Below are 19,206 nucleotides of genomic sequence, written 5' to 3'. Positions count from 1 at the left end.
GTGCCGCAGTTTCCCTCGGAGCAGCCAGCCAAGGGAGCAGCCAGCCAAAGACCAGTAAACAAAGGACCGGACCAGCACCCGCTGGTCCGGTCTTTTGTGTGTTTTAGGCAGTCATCAGCGTCTGGACCCCGTGGCGGTCCGTCGTGGCCGCAGGCTCGCACCCCGCAGCCGGTGTCTGGTGACGAGCCGGTAAAAGATCAGCACGGCAACCGCGGCCGCGACGATGCCCACGAGGTTCAGCCCCAGCTGCACCGCCGAGCCGGCAGCCTTTTGGTATTCGCCCAGGACCAGGGCCACCGCCACGAAGCCCGCGGCCGGGACCGTTGTGACCGAGATGAACACCCCGACCAGCGCTGCGGACCGCCGGCTGATCACGGAGAGCATCCCAGCGGTCCCGGCCAGGACGGCAACGATGAGCGAATAGGGGCCCGGGTGGTAAATGAAGTCGACGGCAGAACCGCGGTCCAGCACGTCGGGCGGAAAGAGGCCCAGCGGTACTGACAGCCACGCCGTGAGCGCGGCCGCCAGCATGGCCGCGGGGAACCCGACGCCAAGCGCCAGTGCCGCACTGCGGCCCAGCTGCCATTGGCCGCGGACAAGTGCCACGGCCAGGGCCGCCAGGGGGCCGAACTCCGGTCCCACCGCCATGGCCCCGACAATGGCGATAGTGGAATCCGTGACGATCCCGATGGCCGCCAGCTGGGTCGCGAGGATCAGGAACGCCAGGTAGCTCCACGTAAGCCGCGAGTCTTCGCCCGTCTGTCGGGATACCTCGTCCCAGATCACGGTGTCCGCGCCTTCGCCGGGGGCGTCGGCGGTGGCCTTGTCCGCACGGTCGGAGAGCACCAACTCCGGCATGGCCACCGAGATCGAACCTTGCTCCTGGACATTCAGGGCTTGGAGTTTCTCCACGAGCCGCTCCACGGATTCCCTGGCGACCAGGACGTGGATGATGTCCCCGGCGGGAAGGACAGAAGCGCCCGGCTGGCGGGAAACTTCCGCGACGCCTAGCTCTCCGGTGCAGCAGTCCGTCACGGCGGCGGACAACTCGGCCGGAACACAAATACGCAGCTCTGCGATCACGATGGGGCCTCCTCTGGCTCGTTACAGGGTAGCCCCGGGCCGGCGGGGAACCTGCCGCTGGCCCGCCGGTCACCGCGCTGTGATTGGCCAGAAAAATTACGGCTCGGTAACATTGATGTTTTGGAAACCGGCCTGAAGGGCTCCCAGTGTCGATCGAGCGCAGCACAGCCAGCCCGCAGCAGGCGGTCGCGGGTTCTCCGGCGCCCCCACAACCGGGCTACCGGCCCGAAGTCCAGGGCCTGCGCGCCCTTGCGGTCCTGATGGTGGTCACGTACCACGTGTGGCTCGGCAGGGTCTCCGGCGGGGTGGACGTCTTCCTCCTGATTTCCGCCTTCCTGATGACTCTCAGCTTCGCCCGAAAGGTCGAAAGCGGCAGGCCCCTTCGTCTCCTGAGCCACTGGCTGCACCTGCTCAAACGGCTGCTGCCCGCCGTTGTAGTCGTTATTCTGGGTGTACTTGCAGGCACCCGGGCAATCCTGCCCGAGAGCCGCTGGCCGGACATCCTCGACCAGGCCTGGGCCTCCCTTCTCTACCGGCAGAACTGGCTGCTGGCGGACTCCGCCGTCGACTACTACGCGCAGGACCACTCCGGCGCCAGTCCGCTGCAGCACTTCTGGTCGCTGTCCATCCAAGGGCAGGTCTTCCTGCTGTGGCCGCTCGTTTTTGCCGGCGCCGCAGTGCTGCTGCGCCTCCTGCGCCGGCGGACGCCGTGGGCAAACCGGATCAGTTACCCCGGCCTCCTGGCCGCGGCGTTTGGTGCGATTTTCGTTGCCTCACTGATTTACTCCATTGAGCAAACCGCCGCCAACCAGGCCTATGCCTACTTCGACACCCGCACCCGGCTCTGGGAATTCGCGCTCGGATCGCTGCTGGCGCTTGCACTTCCACACCTCAAACCCGGTAAAGCGCTCCGGGTTGTCCTCGGCTGGGCCGGGCTGACCGCGATGCTCTCCTGCGGCTTGCTGCTCACCGTAGACCGCTCCTTCCCGGGCTTCATTGCGCTGTGGCCGACGCTGGCAGCTGCGGCCATCATCGTGGCCGGACAGAGCGGGAGCCGCTTCGGCGTCGACCGGATCCTGAGCTGGAAACCGCTGGTGGCACTCGGGGACAACTCGTACGCCCTGTACCTCTGGCACTGGCCGCTGCTGGTGCTTGCCCTTGCCGGGATGGGCATCGCCGCGCCGAACCTGATCCAGGGCCTGGCCGTGGTGGCCGCCTCGATCGTGCTGGCGGTGCTGACCACCAGGTTCGTGGAGAAGCCCTTACGCGAGTGGCACTGGCCGCAGCGACGGGCCTGGCGCACCGCCGTCGTGATCGCAGCGTGTGGCGCGCTGCTGGCTGGCCCGGTGTCCGTGTGGCAGAGCAAGATCATGGCCGACGAGGCGGCCGCGGCGGCGCAGCCGAAGGAACTGACCCCCGGCGCGGCCGCCCTGGCGCCCGAGAACGCGGGTAAACCTACTCCCGCCGCGAAGATCATTCCGGCTCCGGTCGCCATGAAAAACGAATGGGCTGACATCGACGGGCTCTGCACGGACGGGAACGTGCCCGCCGACCCGCTGCTCGCCGGATGCCTGCAAAACACCCGGCCGGAGACTGTCACCAAACGCATTGTGGTCCTGGGCGACTCCCACGCCCAGCAGTACATGGCAGCACTCGGGCCGGTCGCCCGGACCCGCGGCTGGGAAGTGGTGGCACTGCTGAAAGGCAACTGCCGCTTCGGCGGTGAGTCCCCGGAGCGGGACGCCGAGTGCAACGCTTTCAACGCCGCCAGCGCCCGGTACGTCCTGGACCAGCAGCCCGATGCCGTTTTCACAGTCGCCTCGCTCACCCACACCGAAGCGCCGTTTGAAACCGAGGTGCCGCAGTATCTTGAGGGCATTCAAGCCTTCACCGACGCCGGTATGGACGTGGTCGGCATCCGCGACAATCCGCGCTTTGGCATCAACATGCCCGAATGCGTCCAGAAGAACGGCTCGGACGACCCCAAGTGCCGGGTGCCGCTGCAGGAGTCCTTGGCCCGTTCTTCACCCCTGGACGCCTACCGGGGGAGGGTCCAGGGCCTGTACCTGATGGACCTGAGCGACTTCATCTGCGCCGACGGAATCTGCCCGGCCGTGGTCGGGAATGTGTACGTGTACAAGGACGACAACCATCTGACCAAGACCTACGTCCAAAGTATGCTCCCCATGTTCGAAGAGCGGCTCCTGGCAGCCACCGGCTGGACGTGACGCGGCGGCGTCCGGTGCAGTTGCTCACATTCCTGCCCCGGAATATGGGGATTGGCGGCAAGGTTCTACTATTTATTCAACACTTCTGCACAGGCCATGCCCGTAATGACGGGCTGGTCATCTGTTGCAACCCCTACCCGTGAAACCCGTACCCAAGGTAAGAGGCGCACTCATGACCCAGCCCGAACACAACCCCTTCGGCTTTATCGGCCTGACCTACGACGATGTCCTGCTGCTGCCCGGACACACCAACGTCATCCCGTCCGAGGCGGATACGTCTTCCCGGATCTCCAAGCGCATCACCGTCAACACGCCGTTGCTCTCCGCGGCGATGGACACCGTGACGGAGTCCCGGATGGCGATCGCCATGGCACGCCAGGGCGGCCTCGGCGTGGTGCACCGCAACCTTTCCATCGCCGACCAGGCCGACCAGGTGGACCGCGTCAAGCGCAGCGAATCCGGCATGATCACCAACCCGCTGACCATCGGCCCGGAAGCGACGCTGGCCGAGCTGGATGAAATCTGCTCGCATTACCGCGTTTCCGGCCTGCCCGTCGTCGATGAGGGCATGCGGCTGCTGGGCATTGTCACCAACCGCGACACCCGCTTTGTGCCGGAAGCGGATTTCCCGATCCGCCTGGTCAGCGACGTAATGACCAAAATGCCCCTTGTTACTGGGCACGTCGGCATCAGCCGCGAAGAAGCCTCACACAAGCTCGCGACCAACAAGATCGAAAAGCTCCCCCTGGTCGACGAGCAGGGCCGGCTCAAGGGGCTCATCACCACCAAGGACTTCACCAAGGCCGAGCAGTACCCGCTGGCCACCAAAGACGACGAAGGCCGGCTGCGCGTCGGTGCGGCCATCGGGTTCTTCGGTGACGGCTGGGAACGTGCGATGGCCCTGATCGACGCGGGCGTTGACGCCCTCTTCGTGGACACCGCCAACGGCCACTCCCAGGGTGTCCTGGACATGATTGCCCGGCTGAAGTCTGACCCGGCGGCGGCGCACGTGGACATCATCGGCGGCCAGGCCGCCACACGCGAAGGCGCCCAGGCGCTCATTGACGCCGGTGCTGACGGCATCAAGGTCGGTGTGGGTCCGGGTTCCATCTGCACCACCCGCGTTGTTGCCGGCGTCGGCGTCCCGCAGATCACCGCCATCTATGAGTCGGCAAAGGCAGCCATCCCGGCCGGCGTTCCGCTGATCGCCGACGGCGGGCTGCAGTATTCCGGGGACATCGGCAAGGCGCTGGTCGCCGGCGCGGACACCGTGATGCTCGGTTCCCTGCTGGCCGGCTGTGACGAGTCTCCCGGGGATCTGATTTTCGTCAACGGCAAGCAGTTCAAGCTCTACCGCGGGATGGGATCGCTCGGGGCCATGCAGACCCGCGGCAAGAACACTTCGTACTCCAAGGACCGCTACTTCCAGGCCGACGTCTCCGGTGATGACAAGCTCATTCCGGAAGGCATCGAGGGCCGGGTCGCCTACCGCGGGCCGCTGGCCTCCGTGGCGTACCAGCTGGTCGGCGGACTCCGCCAGACGATGTTCTACACCGGCGCCCCGACGGTGCCCGAGCTCAAGGCCCGCGGAAAATTCGTCCGCATCACGCCGGCCGGGCTCAAGGAATCCCACCCGCACGACATCCAGATGACGGTGGAGGCGCCGAACTACGGTTCGCGCTAAAACACCCAACTGACTCGCAGCAGGGGCCGTTTTGAAGGCTCATAACGGCCCCTGCTGCCAGTCAGTTGGGCAGGGGGATATGTTCTAGGCTGGAGGCATGTCCGCACTCCTGCCCGCGCGCGAGCCGAAACGCAAACTGGCGCTCAGGCCCTACGCCCGGGCTGTAGCGCAGGTGCTGCGCGTGAGTTTCCGGGCCTCGCCCGCCGCCGTCGTGATGAAGATCGTGGGCTCGGTGATTTCGGCGCTCCTGCCGCTTGTAACCACCTACTTCGCTGCCCTGACCACGACGGCGCTGGCGGCGGCCTACGCGGGGAACGCCGCGGCCGGCCAGCAGGCGATTGTCTACGTCATCATCACTGCCGGGCTGGGATTGTTCTGGGGCGCTTTCAGCAGCGTGGACCGGTACATCCAGCAGCTGATGAGCTTCAAGGTCGGCGCGATCGTCGGGGACCTGATGTACGAGCGGTTCCTGGCCCTGGAGTTCTGGCGCTATGACGACAAAGAGACGGTGGACCTCTACGACCGGGCCAAGCGCTTCTCCGATTCCTACGCCCGGGTCCTGGACCGGATCGCAGCCATTTTCACCCAGCTTGTCTCGGTGCTCCTGGCGATCGGCGCGTTGCTGCTGGTCAGCTGGTGGATTGCCGTGATCGTGCTGGTGGCGATTGTGCCCAGCGTGTACCTGCAGTTCAAGCTCTCCCGCGAGCAGATCGCGCACTGGAACACCCAAGTGGATTCGCGACGGCAACGCCGGATGATTGAAACCAATCTCCTGCGTCCCCAGCACATCGCCGAGATGCGGCTCTACGGGATCGTGGGCTACCTGATGGGGCTGCGCTCCCGGCTGCGGGACGCTGATGAAAAGCGCCGGCTCGACTTCCAGAAGCGCTACATCCCCAAACAGCTCGCTGCCGACGCCCTGCAATACGGTGCGGAGGTGGTCTCCCTGGTCTGGGTGGTGGGCCAGATCATCGCCCGGGCCCAGCCGGTGGGGCAGTTCCTCTACGTCCAGCAGATTGTCAGCCGCGCCCTGTCCACCGCCAACAGCCTCGTCTCTTCCCTGAGTTCCATCGACGAGGACCTCGCGAACCTCAAGGACTACGAGCTCTTTATGGCGCTGCCGGTCCCGTCGGAGCAGGCCCCGCCCCTGCTGCAGGCGCCCCGGACCGTGGAACTGCGGGATATCCGGTTCACCTACACCGGCAGCGAGCTGGAAGTCATCAGGGGTATCTCGCTGACTATCCGCGAAGGCCAGCACATCGCGATCGTGGGGGAGAACGGTGCCGGAAAGTCCACCCTCATCCGGATTCTCGCCGGGCTGTACCGCCCGGACTCCGGACAGGTACTGCTCGACGGCGTCGACCTCGCCGCCGTCGACGTAAAGACCTGGCACCGCCACCTTGCGGTGCTCAGCCAGGAGTTCCTGAAGTACGAGTTCGCCACCGCGGCGGAGAACATCTACTTCGGTGACGTGGATACACCGCGCGACGACGAACGGATCCGCCGGGCGGCGGCCGATGCCGAAGCCCTCGAATTCATCAACAAGCTGCCCAACGGGCTGGACAACCACGTGAGCAACTGGATGGAGGACCCGCGCGGCCGGAAAGGCAGCGGGCTCTCCGGCGGCCAATGGCAGCGCCTCGCGATGGCCCGGAACTTCTACCGCGGTGCCTCTTTTATGGTGATGGACGAGCCGACGTCGGCGATCGACGCACTCGCCGAGCACCGGATCTTCACCCGGCTCTTCGCGGACCGCAGCAGCACCATCATCGCCATCAGCCACCGGCTCGCCACCATCGAAAAGGCGGACACCGTCTACATGCTTGAGGACGGCCTGATCGTCGAGCAGGGCACACACAAGGAACTGGTGGCCATGCGGGGCCGCTATTTCCGGATGTTCGAATCGCAGCTGGCCGTGGACGAGGCCGAAGGCGCCTGAGCGGACACCCGGGCTAGCGGGAACTGCTGTGGCCCGGCCCTTTTTTGCGCAGGACGACGGTGACGACGATTGCGGCCACCGTACCGCGGAAAAAGGCCGGAACCGCCCCGGCTAAACCATTGAACCGGCCGTGGACCCTCTCTGGTGCCGGACGAAAGCGAGCCTCAACCCCGATACGAGTGCCAGCGATCCGGCAATGAGCAGCAGTGTGGCCACGTCGTAGAGGACGAGTTGAACGACCAGGACCACCAAGGCGCCCAGACACGCCAGGAAGCCGATGGCGCTGACCAGCTTGGGCCAGAAGCCCGGGACTGCACTTTCAACGGTGTAACTCTGATCCAGGAGGTACATGATGAGCGTGCAGGTTGAAGCGGCCGCCGAGGTGGTCGCGGTGGAAGGTGGTGAGCGGGTGTCGGTGGCTGAGAAATCGCCGGTCGTTAACAGGGCGTTGATCGCGCGGTTGGTCGGTGACGCGCAGGCGCAGGGATTGTCCATTGACGGCGAGGGCGGGCTGCTGGCGCAGTTGACCAAGCTCGTGGTCGAGTCCGCGCTGGAGGGTGAGATTACCGCTCATCTGGGCTATGAAAAGCACGAACGCGCCGAGGAGCCCGCCGGGAACAGCAGGAATGGGACCCGGTCCAAGACGGTGCTGACGAAGGCCGGCCCGGTATCGATAGAGGTTCCCCGGGACCGTGCGGGGACGTTTGAACCGGCCGTGGTGGCCAAGCGGCAGCGCCGGCTCGGCTCGATCGAGGACGTCGTGCTGTCCCTGTCGGCCCGTGGGATGACGCATGGGGACATTGCTGCGCACCTGGCCGATGTGTATGGCTCGGAGGTATCCAAGACGACGATCTCCACGATCACCGACAAAGTCCTGGAGGGGATGGCTGAGTGGCAGAACCGGCCTTTGGACCCGGTCTCCCCGGTGGTGTTCATCGACTGCATCCACGTGGAAGTCCGGGACGGGCAGGTCGCTAACCGACCGGTCTAGGTGGCGTTGGCCGTCACGACCGAGGGGAACCGGGACATCCTGGGTCGGTGGGTCGGGGACGGCGGTGAGGGTGCGAAGTACTGGCTCCAGGTCCTGACCGAGATCAAGAACCGCGGCGTCGAGGACGTCCTCATGCTCGTCTGTGACGAACTCAAGCACCTGCCGGACTCCGTCGGGGCCGTCTGGCCGGAGACTGTCGTGCAGACCTGCATCGTGCATCTGATGCGCAACAGCTTCCGCTACGCGGCCCGGCAGGACTGGGACAAGATCTCCCGGGCGCTCAAACCGGTCTACCAGGCCGCCACGGTTTCCGAAGCCGAGGAACGGTTCCTGGAGTTCGGCGAGGAATGGGGCAGGAAGTACCCCGCGATAGTGCGGTTGTGGGAGAACGCCTGGGCCGAGTTCGTGCCGTTCCTGCAGTTCGACCGCGAGATCCGCCGAATCGTGTGCACCACGAACGCGATCGAGTCCGTCAATGCCCGGATCCGCAAAGCCGTCAGAGCCCGCAGACACTTCCCCACCGAGCAAGCCGCGCTCAAGTGCGTCTACCTCGCAGTCATGGCCTTGGACCCGAGGGCAAGGGCCGGGCCAGATGGACCCAACGATGGAAAGGCGCCCTCAACGCCTTCGAAATCGCCTTCAACGGCCGGCTCTCCGCAGCCCCCGGTGCTCGCGTGCAACGATGGTGTTCTAGGCCAGACTCAAAGACGAGCCAGACAGGGGGCACATGCGACAGATCGTGTCGACTGTGGTCCTTCCGGTACCGGATTAGCTCTGTAAACCTTGACCTGACGTGGAAGCTGGATGGCATCACAATGGAGGGCTCGATTATGTGTCCCGATGGTAATGGGCCATTCCCTTCAGTAATCTTCATTGCTGGCAGCGGCCCAACAGATCGCGATTGGTGCTCACCGATATTGCCCGCTAGCAATGGCAGCGCTCGGCTGTTGGCAGAGTCCTTCGCTGATGCGGGTATCGCTTCTCTTCGTTACGACAAGCGGGCGTCCGGCCCGCACACGATGGAGAATGCCGGAAAGCTCAGCGAGAAGATGGGCATGAAGTCGCATTTGAACGAGCTGATCGCAGCCGTCACTGAGCTCTCTCGGCAGGACTTCGTGGACTCGGCAAGAATTGTGGGGCTCGGCCACAGTGAGGGAACCCTGCACGTGCTGCACTACGTTACAACGGCCCACGACGTCCCCTTCGCGGGAATCATCCTCGCCGCGCCACCTGGTCGGCCGATACAAACAGTGCTGATATCGCAACTGGCGCTCCAGGCACAGATTATCGATGACACCGAATTCATGTCGGAGGTGCACGACGCCGCTGCGCGTTACTCCTCCGGGCAGCAGATGGATCTTGATCCGAGCCTGCCGGACAACGTGAAGATGGCCCTTGCTGGCTTCGAGGCTCCGGCGAATCTTCCTTTCGCCCGCGAGTTGTGGATCGAATCGGCGAGTGATTCGCTAGCGAAGGTACAGATCCCCACGTTGGTCCTCATTGGCACGAAAGACCTCCAGGTAGACGTTCACGCCAATGGCACCCCACTTCAAGAGGCCGCTGCGGGGATGGCCAATGTAACGTTCTGCTTCCCGGCCGACGCCAATCACGTATTCAAAGAGGATCGACGCTCTCAGACTGATACCGCCGCGTCGCCAGGCAGTGGATACAACGAGCCGGACACGCATCTTGACCCCGAGAGTTTGGAAACGATCCCCAACTGGCTCGCTGTCAATGGCATGTCAGCTTGACGTATCGTAGCTCAGCCTGAAGGGAATGTGCATCACGAAAGCGCGCTTCACGCTGCTGACGAGACACAAATTCCTAGCTCAGGCGCCACGTGCGCTGTTTTGGTCAGCGATTGCAGCGCAATCGTCCATAGCTTCGAAATACGTTACGAATGCAGCGTTAGTGAGCGTCGCCGAGGTGATCTCTAACGCGGCCTCCGTCGAAGGCGCGGGGTCCGTGTTGTTTCAGTTCAGAACGACAAGTCACAGCCAACCGCGGTCCCGGGCTACCCTCGCTGCGTCGTGCCGGGTCGTTGTCGCGGTTTTCTGAGTGGCGTCCGAGAGGTAATTTCGAACAGTGCCAGATGCAAGGTGCAGTCGCCGAGCGATGTCCTTGACCGAGTACCCCTCGCGTGTCTCCCGTAAAACATCAGCTTCGCGCGCTGTCAGGGGTGAGTCATCGACAACCGAGGCCTCAAAAACATCGTGTGCTATCCAGCGATCGCCGTTATTGACTTTGCGGATCACTTCGGCGATCTCTTCCGGGTCAGAACTCTTACTCATAAAACCCAGCACCCCGAGCTTGAGTGCTCGCCGGAGGACGCCCTGCCGAGCATGCCGGGTGAGCATCAGTACGCGCTGTCCGGCATTCTTGGACATAATCGATTCGACTGCATCCAAGCCGTCCATCTCAGGCATCTCCAGGTCGATGACGAGTACATCTGGAAGGTGCTCAAGCGTCGCCGTCACGGCCTCGCGACCGTTCTCCGCCTGCGCCACGACACTGATCGTCCCGTCAAGAGTAAGGACCGCCGAAAGTGCCGTCCGCAACAAATGCTCGTCATCGGCCAGAATGATCCTAATCGGACCCGCCTTTTTCATCGTATGTCCTCGATCCCCGTAGTTTTGCGTTCGGGATCAATCCGAGCGGAAACGATAAACTTATCTGCCGATTGTTCGATCCACAGCGCGCCACCCGCGCCCTCCACTCGATCCCGTAGCCGAGCAAGACCCCTCAGGGTAGAGCCACCCGCATCGGCTGCGCCGTCGTTGATGACTTCGACAGATTTCGGCGAGGCACTGATCGTGACGAGGGTTGGACGCGCATGGCGGAGCAGGTTAGTAGTAGCTTCCCGCAGAACCTGTGCTAAGAGAGGATCCGCGGCATCCCCGCCCGCGTTGTCGAATCTCACCTCGACCACCACGCCAGCTGCCTCGACGAGACTCTTCGTGTTCTCGAGCTCAGCCAACAAATTTAGCTTGTAGCGCGCATATGTCAGCGCTCTCGTCTCCGCAATGGTCTCGTCGACGAGGCGACGGATCTCGCTGAATTCCACATCGGCTCGGTCGGGATCTGTGTGCACCACGCGTCGGCCCAAGGCGGCTTTCAACTTGATGACATGAAGCGAATGGCCCTGAATGTCGTGAAGGTCCCCGGCGAAGCGCATTCGCTCGCGGGCGGCCGCAAGCTCAGCCTCGGTCTCCTGAGCGCGTTCGAGTCGCCGCACCACCTTCCAGGCCTGTTCACTGAGCAAAATCACCGCGACGATAAAGAGCGTGCCGACAGCTGGAAGCACAAGATACTGGGCCGCGAGCACCCAACTGGCTGGGTGGAAAACAAATGAGCTCGCCCCCACCGCGGTGACCGACAACGCGAACGCGAAGATCCACAACCGCCATCTTCGTGTCCGCGCAAGCAGGAGCGCACCGATAAGCGCCACTGGTACAAAACCGATCGGGCTCGATGCGGTCAGTGAACCAATAATCCACGACGCTGTGGTGAACATGAGCGCAAGGATTGCCTGGCGCGGGTACCCATCCAAACTCCACTTGCGCAGCAGAGCAAGAGTGACGAGGAATCCTACGGCGACGAGCAGAGCTTCCGACCAAGATGTTGCAGTGAACACGATCCCGACAATGCTAAGAGGCGCAATCGCCACTACAGCGCTAACCATCGCCACCCTGCGCATCCGTGTGATGCTTGGAGCCTCATCCTTCGCGTGATCGTCGATGGTTAGCTCCGATTCTCGGCTTCCTGCTGCTTGATCGCACGACCGACCGGGCGTTTTGCGATCATCGCCACGATGCCGAGCCCAAGAGCGACATACTGCAACGCAGAGTTCTGAATGAATCCTTCCACGATATTCGCTGGAAGTGTCATGAAGAGGCCAAAATCAAAATAGAAGTAGCCAATGTAAGCAAGGAAGACGGTCGCGCCGAAGACAATGACCGCACTCAGCGCAAGATCGAAGATTTTCATGGACTCCACGATCCCGTGCACGCGGCGTCGACGGTAGTGACGCCGCGTCACATCAATGTGATGACGCCTCGCCACTGCAAGCGCATCGAAACCTAAGATGTGATGGGTTACATGACACCTATAGCCACCATCCAGGTCCATGCACCGTCACCGCTCTGGCGGCGCCCCTTTACAATCATCCGCGAAAACAAGCGCGCCTACCTCGTACTCAACCTTGCCAGTTACGGACTGGCAATCATCGGTTTCTTGATCGGACTAGCCTTTCCTGCACTCAGTGCGGTGCAGGTGACGTCGTTGGAACAAGACGGCACTGCCGAAATCGTGCGTGGGCTACTCAACACCCCGCCGCTTTTTGCACTGATAATTCTTGGCGTAAACGTCTTCCGGCTCAGCCTGCTGACCATCGTGCTTCCGTCGCTCATCGTGCCGTTTGCTGGACTCGCACTCTTCGCGTACTGGGCAGTCCAGGTAGGTATCACACTCGCGCCGTCGACCCCGGAGGGATGGGTCTCGCTCATTCCTCATTCTCTGACCTTCGTCATCGAACTCCAGGCCTATGTGCTCTTTGCCCTCGGCGCTTACCTCATCGGAAGAAGCTGGATGTTTCCGCGCAGAAACGCGGCGCAGAGCCGTCGCAAGGGCTATCTACAGGGCTTGAAGCAGATCGGTCTTCTGGCGCTCCCCGCACTAGTGCTGCTCATCATCGGTGCCGTGTGGGAGGCGTACTCGATCCGGTACTTCGTCTACCCGCTCCAACAACTACTGCTGTAGCTCCCCTTGATGCCCCGCCGGAGCGTGCCTTCTGGCCGACAGACGTTGAGATGCCCGAAGCTATCGGAGCCTTTCCTGAGACGATCGTCCTGCAAAGTGAGCTAGACCCGCTCGCACCGTGGATCGCCCCGTTCTGGACTTCCTTCTGGGAGATGCTGACCGGCCCGGTTCCCTGGTCGTCCCTGCGAAGTCTTTGCCGCTGGAAGAGCAAACGTTCGAGCAGTGGGCTCCGCTCGGACTTAGGGGGGCCGGCACGACCCTAACTTCACCGATCCGCTGTCTATTGCTCCTACCGGCATGCGTTCGATCAATGGCGATTGACACCGCGATGCTCCACGCGTGCGACTGGCAACGAAATCAACCCACTGAAAGATGGCGAAAATGACGGACCTAGAAGCGTTGACCAGGCTCGAGAATGCGATCAACTCCCATGACGCCGAGAGCATCGCCGCATGTTTCTCCGCCGGCTATGTTTCAGAGACCCCTCATCATCCATCGACGAATTTTGAGGGGCGCGTGATTGTGCTGAGCAACTGGACGGCGATGCTCACCCGATTCCCGGACCTTAAGGCACGAGTTCTGCGTCATGCGGTGAACGGCGACGAAGTGTGGTCGGAATGGGAAATGACAGGCACTGCGGCCGATGGTATTTCCGCGGGGATCGTCGGCCCCGTCATCTGGCGAACCGATGCTTCTGGCCTTGTGTACTGGGCGCGTTTCTATCTCGACCCTGTAACCGAAGATCCAATCAGGCCTTCTGACAACGATTCCGAGCTCCTCACTTGATCGAACCACACTCTCTCACCAAACGTTTTGGCGATAAGACTGCCGTAGACGGTATGAACTTCACTACGCGTCCGGGCCTGGTGACCGGCTTCCTTGGGCCCAACGGCGCTACGAATCGGACAGATATCCTTCCAGAACGTTGGCTCGCAGTCTGAGTTCGAACGCCCCCATGTCTCAACGGATTCGGGGCGCTCGAACTCCAACGAGAGCGTCAGCGCGGATACAGTGCAAATGGGGTTACTGTTGTCGGGTAACCTACGATGTGTAGGTTTTTTCCTAGTATGCATAGATTCCGTGTTGTCGGGTCACTGATGGAAGGTTGTTGCCGTGCGCAGGGGGGTAACCAAAGCGGGTTTAGCTTTAGCTGGTGCCGAGCTCGCTGATCAGATTGGTCTTCAGGGCGTGACTGTTGCTGCACTTGCTCGTCACTTTGACGTGAAGCCAGCAAGTTTGTATTCTCACGTCCTGAGTACCGCGGACCTAAAGACCGGTGTCGCACTTCTGGCTTTGGAAGAACTCGCAGATCGCGCGTCTGATGCCATTGCTGGTCGCGCTGGCAAGGACGCTCTCATGGCCCTTGCCGATTCCTTCCGCGATTACGCCCGGGACCATCCCGGGCGTTTCGCTGCCACTGAGTTGAGACTCGACCAAGAGAGCGCAAAGAAAAGCGCTGGATGGCGTCATGCCCGGTTCCTGGGGGCAATTATGCGCGAATATCGGCTCACCGAAATCAACCAGGTCCACGCCGTGCGATTGTTCGGGAGCACGATCCGAGGCTTTATCGCTTTGGAAATGTCGGGGAGTTTCGATCACAGCGCTCCAGACGCTGAGGAGAGCTGGTACCGCATCCTCGAAACTCTCGACGCCACTTTTAGTCATTGGCCTGGCCAATGAATTCCACTCCACTGCCCACGGAAGGACACCGGTTGTCGTCTCAATCCTGGATCATCACCCCTATCACTGCGGATATTGTCCGCGGCGCGCTAGAACTTGAGCACACCGAACGGGGCACCTTGTTCCACCGGCTGCCCTCATGGGCGCGTGCACAAAGTACTGATCCTCAGCTAAGAATGGTCGAATCCCAGCCCTCTGGAGTACGCCTGGTCTTTCGATCCTGTGCCACAGCAATCGAACTCGATGTCCACCGGACACGGACGACCTATGCCGGCTTCCCGCAGCGTCCAGACGGGATCATCGAGCTCATGATTGATGGCAACCTCACCGCGCATATCACCACATCGGGGGGCACTACTTCCACCATCGACATGGCCACTGGGGCAACTGCGCAGATAACGGATCCGATGCTCACCGTCCGGTTCGCCGAGCTCCCCGGGCACGCGAAAGTTATAGAAATTTGGCTTCCCCACAACGAGAATCTTGAGATCCTTCAGTTACGCACTGATGCCCCTCTCGAACCAGGGAGCGTACGGCATCGGCCGGTATGGCTTCATCACGGTAGTTCCATAAGCCAAGGCTCGAACGCCACGCGCCCGAGTGAAATTTGGCCAGTAAGAGCGGCACGCCTCAGTGATGTCGAGCTGATCAACCTCGGTTTTGGCGGTAGCGCCCTTCTGGACCCCTTCATGGCCAGAACGATGCGTGAGACAGACGCAGACCTCATCAGCGTCAAGATAGGGATCAACCTTGTCAATAACGACCTGATGCGGCTGCGAGCATTCGGGCCCGCAGTTCACGGTTTCCTCGACACCATTCGCGAGGGTCACCCCGACACTCCCCTTCTGGTCATTTCACCGATCTATTGCGCCATCCATGAAGACACCCCAGGCCCGGGAGCCTTCGACATGGATGCTCTGGCAGAGGGAACCATCACATTTCGGGCCGCCGGCGCCCCAGCAGAACGAGCCGCAGGCAAGCTAACCCTCACCACCATCCGCGAGTCACTAAGTACTATCGTCGAGCAACGACAAAAACAGGACCCCCACCTTTTTTACCTCGACGGACTCGAACTCTTCGGGAGCACTGACGCCCAGGAATTCCCCCTACCCGATGCCCTGCACCCGAGCCCCGCAGCACATCGATTGATCAGCGAACGCTTCACACAAATGGCGTTTGAGAACAACCAGCCCTTTGGCACCCCGACGCGCCAAAAACCACGACATTAACAACCATCCAACCCCACACCCCCACAGCATTCCATGGCACCAACGACAACTGGTCAAAAGAACCCCAGACACGTGCCGTCACCGGCCACCGACTCGACGATGAAGTCCACTGTCATCCCGTGAAACGGGCTTACTTGGGGGCGGATGGTTGATGGACTCTCGAATCTGCAGGCGGCTGCCACCGATGAGGATCCCTTCCTGTTCGCCCCCGTCTGTCGAGAGTCCACACAACGCTAGTGCTGCTGACAGCGGATCTGAGGCGCGTTTCCGAAGACCCGAGGTACAGTGACGCACCGGTGGATTCTCACCATCCAAGCCCTGCCAGGACGCTGGTTGCCGCTATTGCCACAGCGCTCGTCCAGAGGAAAATTGCGATGACCTGCCAGAAAATAACGCGCTTCTTTGGGATGCCCATACCGACGAAAAATGCTGCGGTAAGCATCGTTGGCAGTGCCAACGGGGCAAGTAGGCTTGCGCCGGGGACCCCGAACTTCACCAGCCAGCGACGTAGCTTCACCTGGCCCTTCGCTCCCCGAGCTGGCTTACTATCGCCATCACCGGCGGGATAGTCGATCACGTCAACGGAAGAGGTGTTGGGCGCCGTGGACGATGATTTGTTTTCATCGGGGGCTCCATGGGGAGTCGGAGTAAAAGTCCCCGTTTCTTGGGCTGATACCGTGCGCGATGCACGATGCACAACAACGCGTTCGCGGACATTAGAACCCAATAGAACGATAGCGATGACGCACAAAATGTTGCCTGTTGCACCAGCTATAGCGGCAATGATCGGGTTAATACCCGCAATGATGCCGAAAGCTGCTGCTCCTTCTCCCTCAATATAAGGGACCGCGCCAGCCAGGGCCACGATTAACGGTTGAAGGATACTCGGTACTTGATCGATGAAGATTTGCAGCCACTCATATGGATTATTCATGTCTTTTCCCTGTTCGGTCTCGGCGCCCGTAGACGACGCCTTTGCCCAACAGTCAAGACTGTGTTCTTACGACAGAGTCAAGCACTACCTCTCCGCTAACCGATTCCTGACTTCTTGCTTTGACCCTGTTCTCGGAACATAGTCTTGAATGGGTTCCTGATCACAGTCGGCCCGCGGCGGTGAAGCAACGGGAAAGGAAACGGACATGCCTTGGAGTACACGCGAGGTAGCCGAACTCGCCGGAACGACTGTGAACACTATCCGTCACTATCACCGGTCAGGGCTTCTCGAGGAACCAGCGCGGATGACCAATGGCTACAAGCAATACGGGGCCCGACATCTTGTTCGTTTGCTGCAGATCCGCCGGCTCCGCGACCTTGGCGTACCACTCGCGCAAATCGAGTCCATAGGTTTTGGCGGGGAACCAACCCACCCAGGGCTGCTGGGAATCGAAGCGGAACTATCCGCGAGCATCACGCGCTTGCAACGTGCACGTGCCGAAATTCGAGCGATCCTGCAGGGCTCCACAACCACAGACCTGCCCGCAGGTTTCGAAGAGATCTCCGGACTCTTGTCGGCTCCGGAACGTTCACTCATGCTCATCTACTCTCAGCTCTACGACGAGGCGGCAATGGCTGACCTCAAACAGATGGTGGAGTCCGAGCCTCGAGAAGACGACGCGAACGAGGAGTTCAATACGTTGCAGTCCGACGCAGATGAGGCCACCAAACAACGACTTGCGGCGACGTTCGCACCTCTTATCGCACAACACCTCGCGGACTACCCCTGGCTGGTGGACCAAAAAGCGCACCTCTCCAAAAGCCCACAAGTCACCCAGGAAACCTTTGTCGAAACCATGACCGAGCTTTACAACGAGGCGCAACTAGAGGTGCTTGCCCACGCGAGCGTCATCGCCACACAGAACCAGGACAAAACAGCCGCAACAGCGAAAGAGCCGATGTACCAAGCAACCGCAGTGACGACGATTCCCGTGACGCATGACCTCGGACTCAGCTCGGGCCCCGGCACTGTGGCCGACGAGTTAGCACCTTTTGTGGACCGCCATTTGCTCGAACGCTCCGACATTTAGGGACTGCCCCGGGTTTGCTTGACTCCTGACTTGTGAGGATTTACTCCTTGCAGCAAGGATGTTCACATGCCCAAGCCTTTCCCCGCTGAGTTCCGTCGTGACGTGGTCGCCGTGGCACGGAAGCACGAAGCCCCGATCTCGCTGTACATCCGACTCTTAGCGCGGGTAGTAGAGACGCTTGCCTCCCGACGCCACCAATAGCAAGCGTCCACGCTCAGCCCGAGTTCGGCCGCAACGGCACGGATCGTGCCGCCTCGATCCAGGCGCCGAAAGAACTCCTCCCGCTCCTTGGCTTTGTACTGCACATTCTCTCTCTCTACCCCTCGGTCGCCCGGCCATCGCACACCCTCACGCTCAGATTTTTGCGACGATGACTGGAATCCAAGCGGTCCGGTGTTCGGTGATGTCCGGCAGCATGGCAAATGCTGCACCATAGACTGCCAGGAATACGAGGGCCGTAACGGGCAGTCCGCCACGGACCTTTGCGAAGATTGCCGGCAGTTCACGGGCGACGGCGATTTCATGCATCTGCCGTGCGGTAGAAAATAGGGTTGCATTGATTGCGGAGCTCGCCGCCAGCAATGCCCCGAGACTGGCGATCCAGTATCCGGCCGTGCCAAGGGCGGCTTGGCCGGCCGCGGCAAATGCCACCTTCTTCTGCGAAATGATGATTGCGTCGCTGACCAGCATCTGGGCGCCAACCGTCACCGTCACGTACACCAGCGTGACGATGGCGGTCGAGAGTCAGAGCGCCCGCGGCAGTGTCCACCGTGGGCGGTCCAAATCCTCGTAGTCGTAGGAGAGTAGCTCGAAGCCCTCATGGGCGACAAAGATCGAAGCCGCGGCCACGATCACGCCACCTAGCCCCTAGTTGTCCAGCGGCGCCAGCCGCTCCGGTGCGAAGTGCAGGAACCCCACCGTCGAGATCAACGCCAGCACCGCGACTTTGATCAACACGACAATGTCTTCGGACAGCGCCGAGGCGCCCACACCACGGAGGTTGATTCCCAGGAATACCAGCAAGATCAGTGCCGCGAAGCCGTCGGCGAAAATCCCCGGCAGGCCCAGGACGTTTGCCGCATAGTGGCCAAAGGTGAATCCGTAGACTGCCAGGGCGACCAAGTACCCGAACATCAGCAGCCAGGAGATGTATGAGCCAACGCGCGGATAGCCGGCATCCTGCAGGTATACGAACAGGCCGCCGGACCGTCCGGCCCGGGCCGAAAGGGCCGCGAACGAATGCGCCGTGACAATGGCGATGCCACCGCCGATAAGAAAACTACCCACGGCCAGGTGGCCGGCAAGCGCCACGGTGACGCCGAGAACGCTGAAGATACCTCCGCCGATCATGCCTCCGACTGCCATCGCCACGGCATCGCGCAGTCTTAACTTTCCAAGGCCCTTGTTACGCCGCGCGGCGGTTCCGGGACGAAACGCAGCCTTGGGCGGCGAGGATCTGCTGGACATCTGAGCCCACATTCCTTTATGCAGCCACGGTTGGTGCGATCTTGCTAGCCGGCCTCTGGACATTGTGCCCCGCGTAATTCGAATCCGGCAGGGGGTTAGTGCCCTTGTGAGCCCATCCCGGTC

At 61.7% G+C, this 19,206-nt stretch carries 17 protein-coding genes and 2 pseudogenes; 11 read left to right on the top strand and 8 right to left on the bottom strand.

Annotation, left to right across the window (positions count from 1 at the left end):
- Window positions 1–114 precede the first annotated feature (114 nt).
- Window positions 115–1,083 (bottom strand): DUF389 domain-containing protein, encoded by a 969-nt coding sequence (locus tag ABIB49_RS05700; RefSeq protein ID WP_282359712.1) that lies wholly within the window; start codon window positions 1,081–1,083, stop codon window positions 115–117.
- Window positions 1,084–1,235: 152 nt separating this feature from the next.
- Between ABIB49_RS05700 and ABIB49_RS05695 the strand changes: the two genes are divergently transcribed.
- The 3 genes from ABIB49_RS05695 (at window position 1,236) to ABIB49_RS05685 (ending at window position 6,934) form a co-directional block, all read left to right on the top strand.
- Complete coding sequence (locus ABIB49_RS05695; protein WP_282359800.1) at window positions 1,236–3,311, top strand: acyltransferase family protein; 2,076 nt, start codon at window positions 1,236–1,238, stop codon at window positions 3,309–3,311.
- Between the two features lie 172 nt (window positions 3,312–3,483).
- Window positions 3,484–4,995 (top strand): IMP dehydrogenase, encoded by a 1,512-nt coding sequence (gene guaB / locus ABIB49_RS05690; protein WP_226774007.1) that lies wholly within the window; start codon window positions 3,484–3,486, stop codon window positions 4,993–4,995.
- A 97-nt stretch (window positions 4,996–5,092) separates the two neighbouring features.
- Window positions 5,093–6,934, top strand: coding sequence for an ABC transporter ATP-binding protein (locus ABIB49_RS05685; RefSeq protein ID WP_283480309.1), 1,842 nt, complete (start codon window positions 5,093–5,095; stop codon window positions 6,932–6,934).
- A 111-nt stretch (window positions 6,935–7,045) separates the two neighbouring features.
- Here the strand turns inward: ABIB49_RS05685 and ABIB49_RS05680 are convergent, their stop codons facing one another.
- Window positions 7,046–7,285 carry a hypothetical protein gene (locus ABIB49_RS05680; protein ID WP_282359710.1) on the bottom strand — a complete coding sequence of 80 codons (240 nt, stop codon included), beginning with the start codon at window positions 7,283–7,285 and terminating at the stop codon, window positions 7,046–7,048.
- Here ABIB49_RS05680 and ABIB49_RS05675 point away from each other — a divergent pair.
- Together ABIB49_RS05675 and ABIB49_RS05670 are read left to right on the top strand one after the other, a co-directional pair.
- Window positions 7,284–8,587, top strand: a pseudogene (locus tag ABIB49_RS05675) (IS256 family transposase); the annotation flags it as partial. The gene ABIB49_RS05680 and the pseudogene ABIB49_RS05675 overlap by 2 nt on opposite strands.
- Window positions 8,588–8,872: 285 nt before the next feature.
- A complete protein-coding gene (locus ABIB49_RS05670) occupies window positions 8,873–9,676 on the top strand; it encodes an alpha/beta hydrolase (RefSeq protein WP_348774703.1) in 804 nt (267 codons plus the stop codon).
- A gap of 240 nt (window positions 9,677–9,916) precedes the next feature.
- Here the strand turns inward: ABIB49_RS05670 and ABIB49_RS05665 are convergent, their stop codons facing one another.
- The 3 genes from ABIB49_RS05665 to ABIB49_RS05655 all read right to left on the bottom strand — a co-directional run bounded on the left by ABIB49_RS05665 (window position 9,917) and on the right by ABIB49_RS05655 (window position 11,912).
- A complete protein-coding gene (locus tag ABIB49_RS05665) occupies window positions 9,917–10,534 on the bottom strand; it encodes a response regulator transcription factor (protein WP_282359708.1) in 618 nt (205 codons plus the stop codon).
- Window positions 10,531–11,559, bottom strand: a complete 1,029-nt coding sequence (locus ABIB49_RS05660; RefSeq protein WP_282359707.1) for a sensor histidine kinase — start codon at window positions 11,557–11,559, stop codon at window positions 10,531–10,533. Before ABIB49_RS05660 ends, ABIB49_RS05665 begins: the two co-directional genes overlap by 4 nt.
- A gap of 107 nt (window positions 11,560–11,666) precedes the next feature.
- Window positions 11,667–11,912 (bottom strand): hypothetical protein, encoded by a 246-nt coding sequence (locus ABIB49_RS05655; RefSeq protein WP_282359706.1) that lies wholly within the window; start codon window positions 11,910–11,912, stop codon window positions 11,667–11,669.
- A gap of 111 nt (window positions 11,913–12,023) precedes the next feature.
- Here ABIB49_RS05655 and ABIB49_RS05650 point away from each other — a divergent pair, with 111 nt between their 5' ends.
- The 5 genes and pseudogenes from ABIB49_RS05650 (at window position 12,024) to ABIB49_RS05630 (ending at window position 15,592) form a co-directional block, all read left to right on the top strand.
- A complete protein-coding gene (locus ABIB49_RS05650) occupies window positions 12,024–12,683 on the top strand; it encodes a hypothetical protein (RefSeq protein WP_282359705.1) in 660 nt (219 codons plus the stop codon).
- Window positions 12,684–13,064: 381 nt separating this feature from the next.
- Window positions 13,065–13,469, top strand: coding sequence for a nuclear transport factor 2 family protein (locus ABIB49_RS05645; protein ID WP_282359704.1), 405 nt, complete (start codon window positions 13,065–13,067; stop codon window positions 13,467–13,469).
- Window positions 13,466–13,591 (top strand): annotated as a pseudogene (locus tag ABIB49_RS05640) (ABC transporter ATP-binding protein); the annotation flags it as partial. The gene ABIB49_RS05645 and the pseudogene ABIB49_RS05640, both read left to right, overlap by 4 nt.
- Window positions 13,592–13,796: 205 nt before the next feature.
- Complete coding sequence (locus tag ABIB49_RS05635; protein WP_282359703.1) at window positions 13,797–14,363, top strand: TetR/AcrR family transcriptional regulator; 567 nt, start codon at window positions 13,797–13,799, stop codon at window positions 14,361–14,363.
- 32 nt (window positions 14,364–14,395) lie between these two features.
- Complete coding sequence (locus ABIB49_RS05630) at window positions 14,396–15,592, top strand: SGNH/GDSL hydrolase family protein (RefSeq protein ID WP_282359702.1); 1,197 nt, start codon at window positions 14,396–14,398, stop codon at window positions 15,590–15,592.
- Window positions 15,593–15,896: 304 nt separating this feature from the next.
- Here ABIB49_RS05630 and ABIB49_RS05625 read toward each other — a convergent pair whose 3' ends face one another.
- Window positions 15,897–16,526 (bottom strand): small multidrug efflux protein, encoded by a 630-nt coding sequence (locus ABIB49_RS05625; RefSeq protein ID WP_282359701.1) that lies wholly within the window; start codon window positions 16,524–16,526, stop codon window positions 15,897–15,899.
- 205 nt (window positions 16,527–16,731) lie between these two features.
- Between ABIB49_RS05625 and ABIB49_RS05620 the strand changes: the two genes are divergently transcribed.
- A complete protein-coding gene (locus tag ABIB49_RS05620; protein ID WP_282359700.1) occupies window positions 16,732–17,616 on the top strand; it encodes a MerR family transcriptional regulator in 885 nt (294 codons plus the stop codon).
- Between the two features lie 354 nt (window positions 17,617–17,970).
- Here the strand turns inward: ABIB49_RS05620 and ABIB49_RS05615 are convergent, their stop codons facing one another.
- Together ABIB49_RS05615 and ABIB49_RS05610 are read right to left on the bottom strand one after the other, a co-directional pair.
- Window positions 17,971–18,348 carry an amino acid permease gene (locus tag ABIB49_RS05615; protein ID WP_354156825.1) on the bottom strand — a complete coding sequence of 126 codons (378 nt, stop codon included), beginning with the start codon at window positions 18,346–18,348 and terminating at the stop codon, window positions 17,971–17,973.
- Window positions 18,349–18,483: 135 nt separating this feature from the next.
- A complete protein-coding gene (locus ABIB49_RS05610; RefSeq protein WP_282359699.1) occupies window positions 18,484–19,083 on the bottom strand; it encodes an APC family permease in 600 nt (199 codons plus the stop codon).
- Window positions 19,084–19,206 lie beyond the last annotated feature (123 nt).

This window comes from Arthrobacter sp. UYCu512 (assembly GCF_040547075.1).
Classification (GTDB): Bacteria; Actinomycetota; Actinomycetes; order Actinomycetales; family Micrococcaceae; genus Arthrobacter.
The sequence above is the reverse complement of the archived record's forward strand: the minus strand, read 5'-3'. Positions and strand labels throughout refer to the sequence as shown.

What these genes read in the sequence shown, in the direction of transcription:
- ABIB49_RS05665 (WP_282359708.1), bottom strand. Translation starts at nt 10,534, where the DNA reads ATGAAAAAGGCGGGTCCGATTAGGATCATTCTGGCCGATGACGAGCAT.
- ABIB49_RS05625 (WP_282359701.1), bottom strand. Translation starts at nt 16,526, where the DNA reads ATGAATAATCCATATGAGTGGCTGCAAATCTTCATCGATCAAGTACCG.
- guaB (WP_226774007.1), top strand. Translation starts at nt 3,484, where the DNA reads ATGACCCAGCCCGAACACAACCCCTTCGGCTTTATCGGCCTGACCTAC.
- ABIB49_RS05645 (WP_282359704.1), top strand. Translation starts at nt 13,065, where the DNA reads ATGACGGACCTAGAAGCGTTGACCAGGCTCGAGAATGCGATCAACTCC.
- ABIB49_RS05620 (WP_282359700.1), top strand. Translation starts at nt 16,732, where the DNA reads ATGCCTTGGAGTACACGCGAGGTAGCCGAACTCGCCGGAACGACTGTG.
- ABIB49_RS05610 (WP_282359699.1), bottom strand. Translation starts at nt 19,083, where the DNA reads ATGTCCAGCAGATCCTCGCCGCCCAAGGCTGCGTTTCGTCCCGGAACC.
- ABIB49_RS05655 (WP_282359706.1), bottom strand. Translation starts at nt 11,912, where the DNA reads ATGAAAATCTTCGATCTTGCGCTGAGTGCGGTCATTGTCTTCGGCGCG.
- ABIB49_RS05650 (WP_282359705.1), top strand. Translation starts at nt 12,024, where the DNA reads ATGACACCTATAGCCACCATCCAGGTCCATGCACCGTCACCGCTCTGG.
- ABIB49_RS05685 (WP_283480309.1), top strand. Translation starts at nt 5,093, where the DNA reads ATGTCCGCACTCCTGCCCGCGCGCGAGCCGAAACGCAAACTGGCGCTC.
- ABIB49_RS05680 (WP_282359710.1), bottom strand. Translation starts at nt 7,285, where the DNA reads ATGTACCTCCTGGATCAGAGTTACACCGTTGAAAGTGCAGTCCCGGGC.